Annotated in this window: 13 protein-coding genes; 9 read left to right on the top strand and 4 right to left on the bottom strand. The window is 64.6% G+C overall.

Annotated features, from left to right (window positions below; genetic code table 11):
• The 4 genes from LQR33_RS10395 to LQR33_RS10380 all read left to right on the top strand — a co-directional run.
• Positions 1 to 855, top strand: an 855-nt coding sequence (locus tag LQR33_RS10395) for a CheR family methyltransferase (RefSeq protein WP_231468817.1), incomplete at its 5' end; no start/stop codon positions are given.
• Complete coding sequence (locus LQR33_RS10390) at positions 852 to 3,260, top strand: response regulator (protein WP_231468815.1); 2,409 nt, start codon at positions 852 to 854, stop codon at positions 3,258 to 3,260. The genes LQR33_RS10395 and LQR33_RS10390, both read left to right, overlap by 4 nt.
• A gap of 212 nt (positions 3,261 to 3,472) precedes the next feature.
• A complete protein-coding gene (locus tag LQR33_RS10385) occupies positions 3,473 to 4,996 on the top strand; it encodes a methyl-accepting chemotaxis protein (protein WP_231468813.1) in 1,524 nt (507 codons plus the stop codon).
• A 235-nt stretch (positions 4,997 to 5,231) separates the two neighbouring features.
• A complete protein-coding gene (locus tag LQR33_RS10380; RefSeq protein ID WP_166438577.1) occupies positions 5,232 to 6,977 on the top strand; it encodes a methyl-accepting chemotaxis protein in 1,746 nt (581 codons plus the stop codon).
• A 215-nt stretch (positions 6,978 to 7,192) separates the two neighbouring features.
• On the opposite strand, the gene fabI is transcribed toward LQR33_RS10380, so the two are convergent.
• Positions 7,193 to 7,981 carry an enoyl-ACP reductase FabI gene (gene fabI, locus LQR33_RS10375; RefSeq protein ID WP_021476379.1) on the bottom strand — a complete coding sequence of 263 codons (789 nt, stop codon included), beginning with the start codon at positions 7,979 to 7,981 and terminating at the stop codon, positions 7,193 to 7,195.
• Positions 7,982 to 8,182: 201 nt separating this feature from the next.
• Here fabI and trxA point away from each other — a divergent pair, with 201 nt between their 5' ends.
• From trxA to LQR33_RS10360, 3 genes are all read left to right on the top strand, one after another.
• Positions 8,183 to 8,509: a thioredoxin TrxA gene (trxA, locus tag LQR33_RS10370; RefSeq protein ID WP_021476378.1), complete on the top strand. Its 327-nt coding sequence runs from the start codon at positions 8,183 to 8,185 to the stop codon at positions 8,507 to 8,509.
• A 126-nt stretch (positions 8,510 to 8,635) separates the two neighbouring features.
• Positions 8,636 to 9,892 carry a transcription termination factor Rho gene (gene rho / locus LQR33_RS10365; RefSeq protein WP_021476377.1) on the top strand — a complete coding sequence of 419 codons (1,257 nt, stop codon included), beginning with the start codon at positions 8,636 to 8,638 and terminating at the stop codon, positions 9,890 to 9,892.
• A gap of 110 nt (positions 9,893 to 10,002) precedes the next feature.
• Positions 10,003 to 10,614, top strand: coding sequence for a CoA pyrophosphatase (locus tag LQR33_RS10360; RefSeq protein WP_166438576.1), 612 nt, complete (start codon positions 10,003 to 10,005; stop codon positions 10,612 to 10,614).
• 16 nt (positions 10,615 to 10,630) lie between these two features.
• Here LQR33_RS10360 and LQR33_RS10355 read toward each other — a convergent pair whose 3' ends face one another.
• Together LQR33_RS10355 and nadC are read right to left on the bottom strand one after the other, a co-directional pair.
• Positions 10,631 to 12,502, bottom strand: coding sequence for a sensor domain-containing diguanylate cyclase (locus LQR33_RS10355; protein WP_166438575.1), 1,872 nt, complete (start codon positions 12,500 to 12,502; stop codon positions 10,631 to 10,633).
• A gap of 82 nt (positions 12,503 to 12,584) precedes the next feature.
• On the bottom strand, positions 12,585 to 13,424 hold the full coding sequence (gene nadC / locus LQR33_RS10350) for a carboxylating nicotinate-nucleotide diphosphorylase (RefSeq protein WP_231468811.1): 840 nt from the start codon (positions 13,422 to 13,424) through the stop codon (positions 12,585 to 12,587).
• A gap of 129 nt (positions 13,425 to 13,553) precedes the next feature.
• On the opposite strand from nadC, the gene LQR33_RS10345 reads away from it, so the two are divergent.
• Together LQR33_RS10345 and LQR33_RS10340 are read left to right on the top strand one after the other, a co-directional pair.
• Positions 13,554 to 14,228 (top strand): energy-coupling factor ABC transporter permease, encoded by a 675-nt coding sequence (locus LQR33_RS10345; protein ID WP_231468809.1) that lies wholly within the window; start codon positions 13,554 to 13,556, stop codon positions 14,226 to 14,228.
• Between the two features lie 25 nt (positions 14,229 to 14,253).
• On the top strand, positions 14,254 to 14,640 hold the full coding sequence (locus tag LQR33_RS10340; RefSeq protein ID WP_221665200.1) for an MAPEG family protein: 387 nt from the start codon (positions 14,254 to 14,256) through the stop codon (positions 14,638 to 14,640).
• Here LQR33_RS10340 and LQR33_RS10335 read toward each other — a convergent pair.
• Entirely contained in the window at positions 14,635 to 15,243 is a 609-nt protein-coding gene (locus LQR33_RS10335; protein ID WP_231468807.1) for an HAD family hydrolase, read from the bottom strand. The genes LQR33_RS10340 and LQR33_RS10335 overlap by 6 nt on opposite strands.
• Between the last annotated feature and the right edge of the window lie 15 nt (positions 15,244 to 15,258).

Genomic DNA, 15,258 nt, shown 5'->3' with positions numbered 1-15,258 from the left:
GCCGCGGCCGCGGCGGCCGGCGCCGGCGCCCAGCCGGAGGGCGAGCTGCTGGAGCTGTTCCTGGCCGCTCTGGTCAGCCATTACGGCTATGACTTCCGCAATTACCAGCGCGACAGCCTGAAGCGCCGCATCCGCAACCTGATGGGGCAGTTCCACATGGGCGGCTTCGCCGATTTCCAGCGCGCGGTGCTGTCCGACGTCGCGCTGTTCGAGCGCCTGTGCGCGGAGCTGCCGGTGGGGGTGACCAGCTTCTTCCGCCATCCTGAGCAGCTGAAGCTGCTGCGCGAAGAGATTCTGCCCTATCTGTCCAGCTTTCCGCTGATCAAGCTATGGTCGGCCGGCTGCTCCAGCGGCGAGGAAGCCTATTCGCTGGCCATCGTGCTGGACGAACTGGGCCTGCTGGACCGCAGCCACCTGTTCGCCACCGACTTCAATCCCTATCTGCTGGCCCAGGGCAGCAGCGCGCTGTTTCCCGCCCAGGCGCTGGACGCCAACCGCGCCAACTACCTGGGCAGCGGCGGCAAGCGGCTGTTCGACGCCTACCTGTCCCGGAACGGCCGCTTCCTGCAGGCCGACGACCATCTGCGGCAGCGCATCCTGTTTTACCGCCATTCGCTGACCGACGAAGGCATCTTCAACGAATTCCAGCTGGTGGTCTGCCGCAATGTGCTGATCTATTTCGACACCGAACTGCAGCGCCAGGTGCTGCGGCGCTTCGCGCAATCGTTGCATGCCGAGGGCTTCCTGGTGCTGGGGCCGCAGGACGGCCTGAACCGTCTGGCGCTGGACATGGGCTTCGAGCCCTATCGCAGCGGCAGCCATATCTACCGAGTGGGACGGAGCGCCGCGTCATGAGCCGGAAATTCGTGATACTGGTGGTGGACGACAACGGCAACAACCGCGTCACCCTGCAGGCTCTGCTGAGCCGGCTGGACGATTGCGAGGTATTGGAGGCTGGATCGGGCGAAGAGGCCCTGCTGATCACGCTGGAGCGGGAGGTCAACTTGATCCTGCTCGACGTGCAGATGCCGGGCATGGACGGTTTCGAAACCGCCAGCCATCTGCAGATGACCGAACGCACGCGCGGCATTCCCATTGTCTTCGTCACCGCCATTTTCAAGGCCGACGAATTCATCGGCCGCGGCTACGGCCTGGGCGCGGTGGATTACCTGATGAAGCCGCTGGACGACAACCTGCTGCTCAACCGCGTCCGGCTGTACCAGACGCTGCACGAGCGCGAGACGGCGCTGGAGGCCCGCAGCCAGGCCTTGCTGGACGCCAATGCCCAGTTGACCGAAGCGCGCGACGCCGCAGAGGCGGCCAATCGCGCCAAGAGCGAATTCCTGGCGGTGATGAGCCATGAAATCCGCACGCCGCTCAACGGCGTGATCGGCATGACCGACCTGCTGCGGCGAACCCGGCTGGACGAGCGGCAGCGCCATTACGTCAGCGTGGTGCATCGCTCCGGCGAGAGCCTGCTGGCCATCATCAGCGACATCCTGGATTTTTCCAAGATAGAGGCCGGCAAGTTCGAGCTGGACAACCGGCCGTTCTCTCTCAATCTGCTGGTCGAGGAAATCGTCGAGCGGTTGGCGCCGGCGGCCTACGGCAAGGGGCTGGAGCTGATGTGCGCGCTGCCGCTGATGCCGGTGGACGTGGTCGGCGACGGCAAGCGTCTGGGCCAGGTGCTGACCAATCTGCTGGGCAACGCGATCAAGTTCACCGAGTCCGGCCAGGTGCTGGCGCGGGTGGACAGCGTGGCGGAGACGGCATCGGAGCTGACCTGCCGCATCAGCGTCAGGGATACCGGCATCGGCATCTCGCCGGAACAGCAGAAGCGGCTGTTCCAGCCTTTTTCCCAAGCCGACAGCTCCACCACCCGGCGCTTCGGCGGCACCGGCCTGGGTCTGGTGATCTCCCAGCGGCTGGTCGGCATGATGGGCGGGAGCATCGAACTGGCGAGCGAGCCCGGCGCCGGCGCCGAGTTCCACTTCACGCTGAGCCTGCCGCGCGCGTCGAGCAGCCTGTCGCCGCCGCCTCCGGCCGACGGCGTGGCGCGGATGAGGGTGCTGGTGCTGGACGACAACGTCACCAATCTGGAGATCTTGGAGCAGCAGCTGGCGTCCTGGAAGTGCCACATCCACGCCTTCCATGAGCCCGGGAAGGCGCTGGACTGGCTGGCGGCGGGGCATGAGGCGGATCTGATCGTATCCGACATGATGATGCCGGAGATGGACGGGCAGATGTTTCTGAGCCTGGTGCGGGAGCGGCTGGGGACCTCCGCGCCGCCGGCCATCATCCTCAGCTCCGCCGCCGACGACTTCCAGCAACTGAACGGCGCCGCGCAGCTGGCGCGCCAGGTGCTGACCAAGCCGGTGCGCCGGTCCGAGCTGTACAACGCCTTGTTGCAGCTAGGATCGTCCGTCGCCAGGGTGGCGCCGGGCGAAGAGGGCGGAGACGACGGGCAGCCGAAGCTGAAAGGCCGCGTCCTGCTGGTGGAGGACAATCTGGTCAATCAGGAACTGGCGACGGCGATGCTGGGAAATCTGGGTTGCGAAATGGCGCTGGCGCGCAATGGCGAGGAGGCGCTGCGCTTGTGGCAGGACGGCGCGTTCGATCTGGCGCTGATGGACTGCGAGATGCCGGTGATGGACGGCTGGCAGGCCACCGGCGCGATCCGGAAACGGGAGAAGGCGCGCGGAGGGGACGCGCGCCTGGTCATCGTCGCGCTGACCGCCAATGCCGGCCTCGGCGAGCGGGAACGCTGCCTGGAGGCCGGCATGGACGATTATCTGGCCAAGCCCTTTACCCAGCAGGAGCTAGGGGCGGCGTTGTCCCGCTGGCTGCCTTTGGGAGACGAGGCGCCAGCCGGACCGGAAGCGGCGGCGGGCGATGCGGAGAGCCGCGATGGAGAATGGCTGGACGCCGGCACGCTGGATGCGATCCGGGGGATCAAGGCGGATTTGCTGCCGCGCATGCTGACCGCCTGGATGGACGAGGGGCCGCGGCTGCTGGTCGACATTCGGCAGGCGGTGGACGCCGGCGATGGCGCCGGCCTGTTCCGCGCGGCCCATGCGCTGAAGAATTGCGCCGGCAGCGTGGGCGCCCAGCCGCTGGCTTCGCTGTGCATGACTTTGGAGCGATTGGGCAAAGGCGAGGATCTGGCATCGGCCGTGGATCTGCTGCCGGAGCTGGAGCGGGCTTTCAGTTGTTCGATGGAGTCGCTGCGCGCGCTGGACGAGGGGAAGGCGCTGGATTGACGCGCATGGCGCGCGGCGCGGAAAAGGCGGAGAGGGCTTTGCTGGCGGAGCATGAATGGAAAGCGGCGCAGGCATAGCCTGCGCCGTCGGCATCTGCGCAGAGCGATGTCCGATATCGATCTATTGGTAATGTTCGTATTAATACCTATAACGGTACCAAAACAGCCCCTTGAAGGGCGGATTCCCACGATTGAGCGCGAGGTGGGCGGGGTATGAGACTAAGCATCAAATCTTTGCTGGCGGCAAGCGCGGGGCTGACGATCCTGCTTCTGTCGCTGGTCCTGCTATGCACTTTTCAACTGCAGCGGGCGTTGGCTACGCAGGCGCAGGCGGAATCGCAACGCTATCAGAGCTACCTGCTGGCCAATGAGCTGAGGCAAAGCTCAGACGACTTGACCCGGCTGGTCCGCACCTATGCCGAAACCGGCAACTCCATGTACGAACGGCAATACTGGGCAGTGTTGGCCATCCGCAATGGCCAGCTGCCGCGTCCAGAGCATTACAACCGCATTTGCTGGGATTTCATGGCCGTGGATGGCCGCAAGCCGCAGCCTGATGGCGTCGCGGTGCCGCTGCAGGCGCTGATGGGCCAGGCCGGCTTCACCGACGACGAGTTTGCCAAGCTCAAGGAGGCGCAGGCTAATTCAGACCGGCTGGTGAATACCGAAACGATGGCGATGAACGCGATGAAGGGGCGCTTTGCCGATGGCAAGGGCGGTTTTACCCGGCAGGGAGAACCGGATCCGGCGATGGCCAGACGCATCTTGCATGATAGCCAGTACCATCAGGATAAGGCTTCTATCATGCGCCCGGTGGACGCGTTCTACCAGATGATGGAGCAGCGCACTAACCGCGCAGTGAGCCAGGCCCAGTCGCGGGCCGGCTTGTGGCTGACCATCCTGATTGGCTTGTTGCTCGCCAGTTGCGTGTTGAGTGTGCTGATGTTCCGCACCATTTACCGAAAATTGCACCGGATGCTGGGAGACGAGCCGCTGCATGTGTCAGGCATGATGCGGGCGGTGGCCGAAGGAGATTTGACGGTGAACGCGCGCGAGGGCGGCTACCCAGCCGACAGCATGGCCGGCGCCATTGTCCAGACCATCGCGGGGCTGAATGCCTCCATCGCCAGCAGCCAGAGCAGCGCCGGCCGCCTGTCCAACTTGGCGGCGGAGATCAATAGCACTTCCCAGAGCCTTTCTAGCAATACCGGAGAGCAGGCAGCCAACCTGTCGGAAGCGGCGGCCTCGCTGGAGGAAATCTCCTCATCCATCAGTCAGACCAGTGACAACGCGACCTTGACGGAAGACATGGCGGCCAAGGCGGCCGTCGACGCGCAGCAAGGCGGAGATATCGTCCAGCAGACGGTGCAAAGCATGAAGCGGATCGCCGAATGCACCATGGTTATCGACGACATCGCCTATCAGACCAATCTGCTGGCGCTCAATGCCGCTATTGAAGCCGCCCGCGCCGGCGAGCAAGGCAGGGGTTTCGCGGTGGTGGCGCAGGAGGTGCGCAAATTGGCGGAGCGAAGCCAGACGGCCGCGCGCGAAATTTCCAGCGTGGCCAATCTGGGAGTGAATATGGCCGGCCGGGCCGGACAACAGCTTGAAGCCAGCGTGGACTCCAGCCGCCGCACCGCCTATCTGATCCAGGAAATCGCCAGCGCCGCCAAGGAGCAAGCCTGCGCGGTCGGGCAGATCAACGCCACGATCCAGCAACTGAGCGCCGCCACGTAGCAGAATGCATGCCTCGTCGAAGAACTGGCGATCATCTCCGAAAAAGGCAATGACTGCGCGGACGAGATGCAAAGGCTGATGCAGCGTTTCCAGACACGCGCCGATGTCGGCGCGATCATCCAAAGTCCGGCTGCCGCCCATTCGCGTGCTGTCGTTATCGGGACCGGTCCCGCATCCCGTATCTGATTCCGTCGCCGGGATAGGCGGCGGACCCGTATCGCAAGGAGCTTCCTCCATGAACAATTTTCGCGGCAATGTCGTGATCAACGGCTTGCTGGTGCTGATCGTGCTGACCTTCATCGGCGTGGTGTATACCTTCATATCCATGCGGCAGGCGGTTGACTCGATGAGCGCCGCCAGCGACAACCGCTACCATTCCTACTTGCTCGCCTCCGAGCTGCGGCAGAGTTCGGATGATCTCACTCGTCTGGGCCGCACCTACGTCGTCACCGGCGATCCATCCTACGAGCAGCAGTACAACCGGGTGCTGGACATCCGCAACGGCAAGGCGCCGCGGCCGCAGGAGTACAACCGCATTTACTGGGACTTTGTCGCCGCGGGCCAGGACAAGCCCAGGCCGGACGGCGAAACCGTGCCGCTGCAAAGCCTGATGAAGCAAGCCGGATTCACCGACGACGAATTCGCCAAGCTCAAGGAAGCCCAGGCCAACTCCGACGGCCTGGTCAATCTTGAAGTGCGAGCGATGAACGCGGTGAAGGGCAAGTTCGCCGACGCGCAGGGCAATTACACGGTCAACGGACAGCCCGACATGGAACTGGCGCGCAAGCTGGTGCACAGCAAGGAGTACCACCAGTACAAGGCCAAGATCATGAAGCCTATCGACGACTTCTTCGTGCTGCTGGATCAGCGCACCAATACCGCACTGCAACAGGCGCGCGATAGGCTGTCCAATGCGCAGCTGGTGTTTCTGGTGACCATCATCCTGCTGGTGGGGGAAATCCTGTTCCTGATTCTGCTGGGCCGGCGTCAATTGAATGTCCAACTGGGCGGCACGGTAAGCGAGATCGAGCAGGTGCTGCAGGAAATCGCCTCCGGCAATCTGACGGTGGCGGTGCCCAATGCGCCGGAACACAGCGCGCTGGGCCAGATCGGGGTGATGAACCAGCGGTTGCGCCGGCTGATCGGTGAGGTCAACAACAATGCAGGCGAGCTGGTGAGCGCGGTGGGGTCATTGCATCAGACCACCAACCGCATCAGTTCGGACGCCGATCAGGTGAACCAGGCGATCAGCTCCAATGCCGCGACCATCGAGCAGATCACCGTCAGCGTGACCCATGTCGCCGATACCACCTCCGACGCCAACGCCATCATTTCCCAGGCCAATGACAGCGCCGAGCGCGGCCGCCACGCGATGCAGCAGGTATCGGCGGAGGTGGGCAAACTGTCCCAGGCGATGGCGACATTGGGCGATACCCTGCACTCCCTCGGCAAGCATTCCGAGGAGATCAGCTCTATCGTCGGGGTGATCAAGGATATTGCGGACCAAACCAATCTGCTGGCGCTGAACGCGGCCATCGAGGCCGCCCGCGCCGGGGAGCAGGGCCGGGGTTTCGCCGTGGTGGCGGACGAAGTGCGCAAGTTGGCCGAGCGCACAGCACAGGCGACGACTGAAATCACAACCATGACCCAGGGCATGCAGCAGCAGACCGCCGGCACCGTCAGCAGCATGCAGCAGGCGCGCAGCACCGTGGACCAGAGCGTGGACCTGGCTCAGAGCGCTGCCAATGAAATCGAGAACATTGGCGGTTTGATGGGGCAGGTGGTAGAAACCTTCGCGCAGATCACCCATGCTACCCGGGAGCAGTCCACCGCTGTCGGCAATATCGCCCACACCACAGAGCACATCAACGGCATGACCCGCTCCACGTCGGAAGTGGCGCAAAGCGCTAGCTCCACCCTGGACGAATTGAACCAGCGCGCTAGCAAGCTCAAGAACGTGGTGGAGCGATTCCATATCTGATTTCAGGCAAGCGACTGTGGCTGGCGCTGGCCATCACCAGCATCGTGAGTTCTAAATAGCGACCCCTTGCTGGAATGAGTGGTCAGTGACACGGGAAACAGCGCCGAGTGGCGTGAAAAAACCGGAGGGGGGGCTGGCGGGGGCGATTGGCGGGGCATGAATGGAAAACGGCGCGGGCAATGCCCGCGCCGTTGGCGTCTGGAACGCGGAAGCGCTTATTCTTCCGGCACGTTCAAGGCATTGACGCTGTAGCCGGCGTCGACGTAGGTGATCTCGCCGGTGATGCCGGAAGCCAGGTCGGACAGCATGAAGGCGGCGGCGTTGCCCACTTCTTCCGTGGTCACGTTGCGGCGCAGGCAGGCCTGGCTGGAGGCCATGTTCAGCAGCTTGGAGAAGCCGGAGATGCCCGCGGCGGCCAGGGTCTTGATTGGACCGGCGGAGATGCCGTTGACGCGGATGCCTTCCTTGCCCAGGCTGGCGGCCATGAAGCGCACCGACGCTTCCAGGCTGGCCTTGGCCAGACCCATCACGTTGTAGTTCGGGATCGCGCGCACCGCGCCCAGGTAGGACAGCGTCAGCAGCGCGGCCTTGCGGCCCTGCATCATCGGCCGCGCGGCCTTGGCCAGCGCCGGGAAGCTGTAGGACGACACGTCGTGGGCGATCTGGAACGCTTCGCGGCTCAGAGAATCCAGGAAGTCGCCTTCCAGCGCTTCGCGCGGGGCGAAGCCGATCGAGTGCACCAGGCCGTCCAGGCCGTCCCATTGCTTGGCAAGGTCGGCGAACAGCTGGTTGATCTCGTCGTCGTTCTGCACGTCGCAGCGGTAAACCAGCTTGGAGCCGAAGTCGGCCGCCATTTCACGGACGCGGTCTTCCAGTTTGTCCACCACGTAGGTGAACGCCAGCTCGGCGCCTTCGCGATGACAGGCCTGGGCGATGCCATAGGCGATCGAGCGGTTGGAGATCATGCCGGTGATCAGGATTTTCTTGCCTTGCAGAAAGCCCATTTGGTGTCCTTCTCATGTAAACAGCCGGTCATTATACCGAATGCCGGCGATTTGCAGCAGCGTCGTCGAAGTCAGGCGCTCGTTTATGCGAGGATAACCCCTTGAACGAAGGGGGAAGGGAACTTTGTGCCGCAGGTTGCCGCCCGCTCCGCCGCTTGCTACCATCCCGAATTAAGCACACCCAATTTTGACGAGGAAGCCATGAGCGATCTGATCCTGCACGTAACCGACGATTCTTTTGAAAACGATGTCCTGAAGGCCGACAGCCCGGTGCTGGTCGACTACTGGGCCGAATGGTGCGGTCCGTGCAAGATGATCGCTCCGATCCTGGACGAAGTGGCCAAGGAATACGAAGGCAAGCTGAAAGTCGCCAAGCTCAACATCGACCAGAACGAGCAGACTCCGCCCAAATTCGGCATCCGCGGCATCCCGACTCTGATGCTGTTCAAGGACGGCCAAGTCGCCGCCACCAAGGTGGGCGCGCTGTCCAAGAGCCAGCTGACCGCCTTCATTGACAGTCAACTGTAAAGCGTCTATTCTCCACGCACAATCTTTCATGACGGGTGGCATAAGCAAGCCGCCCGTTTCGTTTACGCTTCCACACCCCCGATAGGCGCTCCGCCTCATTACTACCGAGTCGACCTCACGACCGCTATGCACTTATCTGATCTCAAACATCTCCACGTATCCGAGCTCGTTGAAATGGCCATTTCCAACGAGATCGACGGCGCCAACCGGTTGCGCAAGCAGGATCTGATCTTTGCGCTTTTGAAGAACCAGGCCAAGAAGGGCGAGAGCATTTTCGGCGAGGGTACGCTGGAAGTGTTGCCGGACGGCTTCGGTTTCCTGCGCAGCCCGGATACCTCCTACTTGGCGGGTCCGGACGACATCTACGTCAGCCCCTCGCAGATCCGCCGCTTCAATCTGCATACCGGCGATTCGATCGAGGGCGAGATCCGCACGCCGAAGGATGGCGAGCGCTATTTCGCGCTGGTGAAAGTGGATAAGGTAAACGGCGAGGCGCCGGAGAACTCCAAGCACAAGATTCTGTTCGAGAATCTGACGCCGCTGTTCCCGACCGAGCAGTTCAAGCTGGAGCGCGACATCCGCGCCGAAGAAAACATCACCGGCCGCATCATCGACCTGATCGCGCCCATCGGCCGCGGCCAGCGCGCGCTGCTGGTGGCGCCGCCGAAGTCCGGCAAGACTGTGATGCTGCAGCACATCGCCCATGCGATCACCGCCAATCACCCCGACGCGGTGCTGATCGTGCTGCTGATCGACGAGCGTCCGGAAGAAGTGACGGAAATGCAACGCTCGGTGCGCGGCGAAGTGGTGTCGTCCACCTTCGACGAGCCGGCCACCCGCCACGTGCAAGTCGCCGAGATGGTGATCGAAAAAGCCAAGCGCCTGGTCGAGCACAAGAAGGACGTGGTCATCCTGCTGGACTCCGTCACCCGTCTGGCCCGCGCCTACAACACCGTGGTGCCGGCTTCCGGCAAGGTGCTGACCGGCGGCGTGGACGCCAACGCGCTGCAGCGTCCCAAGCGCTTCTTCGGCGCCGCGCGCAATGTGGAGGAGGGCGGCAGCCTGACCATCATCGCCACCGCGCTGATCGACACCGGCAGCCGCATGGACGATGTGATCTACGAGGAATTCAAGGGCACCGGCAACTGCGAAATCCATCTGGACCGCAAGATGGCCGAAAAGCGCATCTTCCCGGCGATGAACATCAACCGCTCCGGCACCCGCCGCGAAGAGCTGCTGATTCCGCAGGACCAGCTGCAGCGCATCTGGGTGCTGCGCAAGCTGCTGTACCCGATGGACGACCTGGAGGCGATGGAATTCCTGCAGGACAAGATCAAGGCCACCAAGTCGAACCAGGCTTTCTTCGACTCGATGCGCCGCTGAGCGATATCCGCCAGCCAAGATGCCAGACCATGCCGGTCTGGCATTTTTTTTGGTACATTGGAGACATGTCCGCCGCAAGAGCGGGCGCCGGGAGACAAAAGGATAACGATATGTGGTCCATGGAGGCAGACGAGGCCGCCGCGATGATCGCCGGACGGCTGCAATCCTACGATTTCACCGGCAGGGTGGCCGATTTGCCCTATCGGGCGGCATCGCCCGGCTTGAAGGCTGCCGCGGTGCTGGTGCCGCTGGTGTGGCACGCGGACGGCGCCACGGTGCTGTTCACCCGCCGCACCGACCACCTGTCCAGCCATCCCGGGCAGGTCAGTTTTCCCGGCGGCAAGCTGGAGAACGGCGACGTGTCGGCCCAGGCGGCCGCGCTGCGCGAGGCGCGCGAGGAGACCGGCCTGCCGGAATCGTCGGTGCGGGTGTTGGGAAGCTTGCCGGACTACGTGACGGTGACTGGTTATCTGGTCACGCCGGTGGTGGGGCTGCTGCATCCGCCGCTGGCGCTGGCGCCGGCGCCGGACGAGGTGGCGGAGGTGTTCGAAGTGCCGCTCCCGCTGCTGCTGGATCGGCAGGCGTACAGCCGCCACGACTATGTCCGCGATGGCGTGGCCGGCCAGTATCTGTCGCTGCAATGGGACCGGCACACCATCTGGGGCGCGACCGCGGCGATGATGTGGATGCTGGCGGACGCGCTGGGCGGCGCGTCTTTCTAACGCCGGATTCTCCGGTTCACGCTTCTTCCTGATCCGACAACACCACGTTGCGGCCCGACTGTTTGGCGTCGTACAGCAGCTTGTCGGCGCGCGACATCATCAGCGCCGGGTTGTCGCCCGGCCGCCAGTCGGTGACGCCGCCGCTGAAGGTGATGCGTTGTTCGACAAAGGGGAAGGTGGTGTGGGTCAGCGCGATCTGCAGCCGGCTCATCACTTTTTGCGCGTCGCGCAGCCGCGTGTAGGGGAAGATCACCATGAACTCTTCGCCGCCGATGCGCGCGTTGATGTCGGTGTTGCGGGTGGTGTCGCGCAGCGCGTTGGCGACGGCCACCAGCACGTCGTCGCCGGCCTGGTGGCCGTATTGGTCGTTGAAGCGCTTGAAGTGGTCGATGTCGAACACCGCGATGGCCATGGTCTGGCCGTAGCGCTCGCAGCGGCTGATCTCGTCGCGCAGCACCATATCGGCGTGGCGGCGGTTGTACAGGCGGGTCAGGGGGTCGGTGACCGCCATCTCGGCCAGTTGTTGATTGCTTTCGTGCAACTGCTGTTCCAGCAGCTTGCGGCCGGAGATGTCATACAGCGCGATCAGCGCCGACGGCTGGCTGTCGTGTCCTAGCCGGCGCAGCGAGGCGATCGCCCATAGCCGGCTCTTGTCCTCCAGCTCCAGCTCCACCTCTTGCTGCAGCGCGTCCTCTCCCTCGCGCAGCCATTGCTCCACCGGCTGCAGCTTCAAGGGCAGGTTCAGTTCATTGTCGGCGGCCTGCTCGGGATCGCGCGGCGGCAGGCCCAGCATTTCCCGCGCCGGCGAGTTGGCGTGGCGGATGCGGATGGTCTGGGGGTTCACCAGCAGCAGCGCCAGCGGCGCGGTGTCCAGGATCAGCCTGGCCTGCTCCTCGCTGGCGCGTATGCGCTCGTTGCCTTGCAGCAGCTGCTGGTGCTGGTGCAGATTGGATAGATGCTTGCGCAGCGCCAGCAGGGTCAGCGCGGAGAGGAACAGCCAGCCCGGGATCGCCAGCCAGGCCTTGTCCCAGACGTAGCGGGTGAAGTCGCGCCGAGACAGGCCCACCGCCACCTGGAACGGGTAGTTGCCGGTCTGGCGCATGCTGTACAGCCGTTCGCGGCCGTCGAAGCTGGATGGCGCGTCGAACAGCATCTGCCCCGGATCGTGGGACAGTATCTCGCGCGGCTGCAACGGCCGGTAGCTTTGCGGGTCGTTGCCGTTGGTTTGCGGCCAGCGCGTCACCGTCAGCTGGCGCTGGTCCAGCACCAGGATCTCGCCGTGTTCTCCCACCGTCAGCCGGCTGACCTCGTCCTGGATGAAGTTATGCTTGATCAGGCCGGTGGCCATGCCGATCAGGTTGCCTTCGCCGTCGTACAGCTTGTTGGCAAGCACGATGCCGCCGTCGGTGGGGCTGTGTATCACCGTGGTGTAGTTGCTTTCCTTGGGGTCGATCCGGTGCAGCCAGCGGCAGAATTCGTTGTGGTGCGGGCGGGGCGTGCCGTCGAGCTTGCTGCTGAACACCGTCTGGCAGGCGGTGTCCACGATTTCGACGCGGCTGAGGTAGGGCGCCAGCTGCAGCAGCTGCAGCAGCTTCTGCGTCAGGTTCTGGCGCGCGCCGGGCTCCAGCGTGCCGCTGCGCAGCAGGCGCTGGATTTCGGGAATCTGGTTGCTGCTCTGCAGGATCAGGCCGGCCTCGTGGATGCCGGAGCTCAGTCTTTCCGCCAGCAGCTGGCTTAGGCCGCTCGCTTGCCGGCCGGCTTCGGTTTCCAGCTGGCGGTAGCTGGTGGACAGGTCCACCGCCAGCAACGCGAGGGTCACCAGCAACAATAGCGCGGCGCCCCATTTGGCGTGGCGGGCGGAGCGGGAGCCGAATCTGGGCGGAGTCATGTCCATGAACGGTGAGGGCTATGCTTTGCTTATAGTAGGCATGTCCTCAGTATGACAGCTCTGCCCATGGCTGCGTAGCGCGTTACAGGGTGAAGCGCATGGACAGATCCAGCGCGCGCACGTCCTTGGTCAGCTTGCCCACGGAGATGCGGTCGACGCCGGTGGCGGCGATGGCGCGCACGCTGTCGAGGTCGATGCCGCCCGAGGCCTCAAGCTCGGCGCGGCCGGCGCTGATCTCCACCGCGCGGCGCATGTCGTCCAGCGACATATTGTCCAGCAGCACCAGTTTGGCGCCGTGGTTCAGCGCTTCCTCCAGTTGCGGCAGCGACTCCACCTCGATCTGCAGCGTGACGCCCGGCGGCAGGCCGGCCTGCGCCTGGGCCATCGCCTGGGCGACGCCGCCGGCGGCCATGATGTGGTTTTCCTTGATCAGGATGCCGTCGAACAGGCCGATGCGCTGATTGGCGCCGCCGCCTACGGTGACTGCGTACTTCTGCGCCAGCCGCAGGCCGGGAAGGGTCTTGCGGGTATCGAGAATGCGGGCGCGGTGGCCGGAAACCGCGTCGACGTAGCGGCGGGTTTCGCTGGCGACGCCGGACAGCAGCTGCAGGAAGTTGAGTGCGCTGCGTTCGGCGGTGAGTAGCGCGCGGGCCGGGCCGCCGATGCGGCACAGCTCGCTGCCCGCTGCCACCTTTTCTCCCTCGGCGGCCAACCATTCCACCCGGCAACGCGCATCCACCTGGCGGAAGCATTCGTCGAACCAGGCCTGGCCGCAGATCACCGCGTCTTCGCGGGCGATCACGCGGGCGGCGCCGGTCTTGTCGGCGGCTATCAGCCGGGCGGTCCAGTCGCAGGAACCGATGTCTTCGGCCAGGGCCAGGGATACGTGTTGGGCGATCAGGTGGTGGGCGGGCAGGGGCATGAAGGTCTCCATCCAAAAGCGTATTGTAACGGCAGGAGCCGGAGTTGGCGCGTCCGCCGGCGGCGAAAGTCCCGGAGGGCGCGCGGGCATCTGTTATGCTGAAGCCCGGTTTCTTTTGATTTGAACGTCATGGATTTGTCCGCATTGCTGTTTGCCGGCTGGGCGCCGTGGCTGGCCGGCGCGCTCGCGGCCGCGGCGCTGGCTTTCGCCGCGTTCCGGGTGCGATGGCGCATGTTGGATCCGGCCGCGCTGAATGCCTGGATGGGGGCCTGCGTGCTGGATTTGGCGCTATGGCTGCTGCGCGGCGGCCTGCAGCCGGGTTTGTCCTTCCATTTGCTGGGAGCGGCCTTGTTCACCTTGCTGATGGGGCCATGGCTGGCGATGCTGGCATTGGCGGCGGTGCAGCTGGCCTTGGCCGCGGCCGGCCACGCCGACTGGCGGGCGCTGGGGCTCAATTGGCTATTGACGGCTCTGCCCGCGGTGGCGGTGACATCCGGCATGCTGGAGCTGGCGCGGCGGCGCTTGCCCGCGCATTTTTTCATCTACGTCTTCGTCAACGGCTTCCTGGCCGGCGGAGCTAGCCTGCTGGCGGCGGCCTTGTGCGGCGTGCTGGCGCTGGGCCTGGCCGGCGCCTACCCCTGGGACGCGCTGTTGGAGGAAGCATTGCCTTATTACTTCTTGCTGTCGTGGTCGGAAGCCTTCACCACCGGCTTGCTGCTCGCGGTGCTGGTGGTGTACAAGCCGCGCTGGGTGGCGACCTTTGACGACGGGCGCTATCTTGGAGGCAAGCCGGGCCCCGACTGAGCGCTGTCAAGACAAGGAGAAGTCGATGCCGTTCGTACTATGGAGTCTGTTGTTGGCCGCGATGCTGCCGCTGACCTGGGCCGGCGTGGCCAAGGCCGGGGTGCGTTACGACAACCATCGTCCGCGGGAGTGGGCGGCGCAGCTGGCGGGTTACCGCCAGCGCGCCAACTGGGCGCAGCAGAACGCCTGGGAGGCGCTGCCCACCTATCTGGCGGCCGTAACGGCCGCATGGCTGATGAAGGTGCCGGTTGCTGAGATGAACGCCGCCGCCGCCGTGTTCGCGCTGGCGCGCGTCACGCATGGCCTGCTGTACGTGGCGGACAAGGCGGCGCTGCGCTCGCTGGCCTGGCTGATCGGCCTGCTGGCCGTGCTTTACCTGTTTCTGCGCGCCGGCGGCGTGATCGCTTTATAGCCAGCCCTGCGCCTGCAGCGCGGCGCGGACCTGGGGCAGGCCCGCGGTGTGGAAGGCTTGCCAGCCCTGAGCGCGCGCGGCTTCCACGCATTCGATGTTGTCGTCGAAGAAGGCGATGGCTTCCGGCGCGACGCCCAGGGTTTGCTGGACGTGCTGGTAAACGGCGGCATCCGGCTTGCGCAGATGCAGCAGGTGGGAGGCGAAGGTGTGCCGGAAGTGCGGCAGCAGGCCGAATTCGCGGTCTATCTTGTCCCAGTGCAGCGCGTTGTTGTTGCTGAGCGCGGCCAGCGGAAAGCGGCGCGACAGTTCGGCCAGCAATTCCGCTGCGCCGGGGTAGGCGCCTGCCAGCCAGTCGGACAGTTGCCCGAGCATCGCATCAGCATCCACGCCCAGCTGCAGGGTGTCGGTCATCGCGGCGGCGAACTCCCGCGGCTCGCATTCGCCCAGATCCAGCTTGGCCACCCAGGGGCTGTCGATCCAGAACAGGCGCGCCTGTTCGCGCTCCAGCCGGCCACCCGACAGCCGCAGCAGAGGATCGATGCCGTTCCAGTCCACCAATACGCCGCCCAGATCGAATACCAGAACTTCCGCTTGCTTGCTCATTTGCTCTCCAAAGAC

The sequence above is a fragment of the Chromobacterium piscinae genome (genome assembly GCF_021129175.1).
Taxonomy (GTDB): Bacteria; Pseudomonadota; Gammaproteobacteria; order Burkholderiales; family Chromobacteriaceae; genus Chromobacterium; species Chromobacterium piscinae.
The sequence above is the reverse complement of the archived record's forward strand: the minus strand, read 5'-3'. Positions and strand labels throughout refer to the sequence as shown.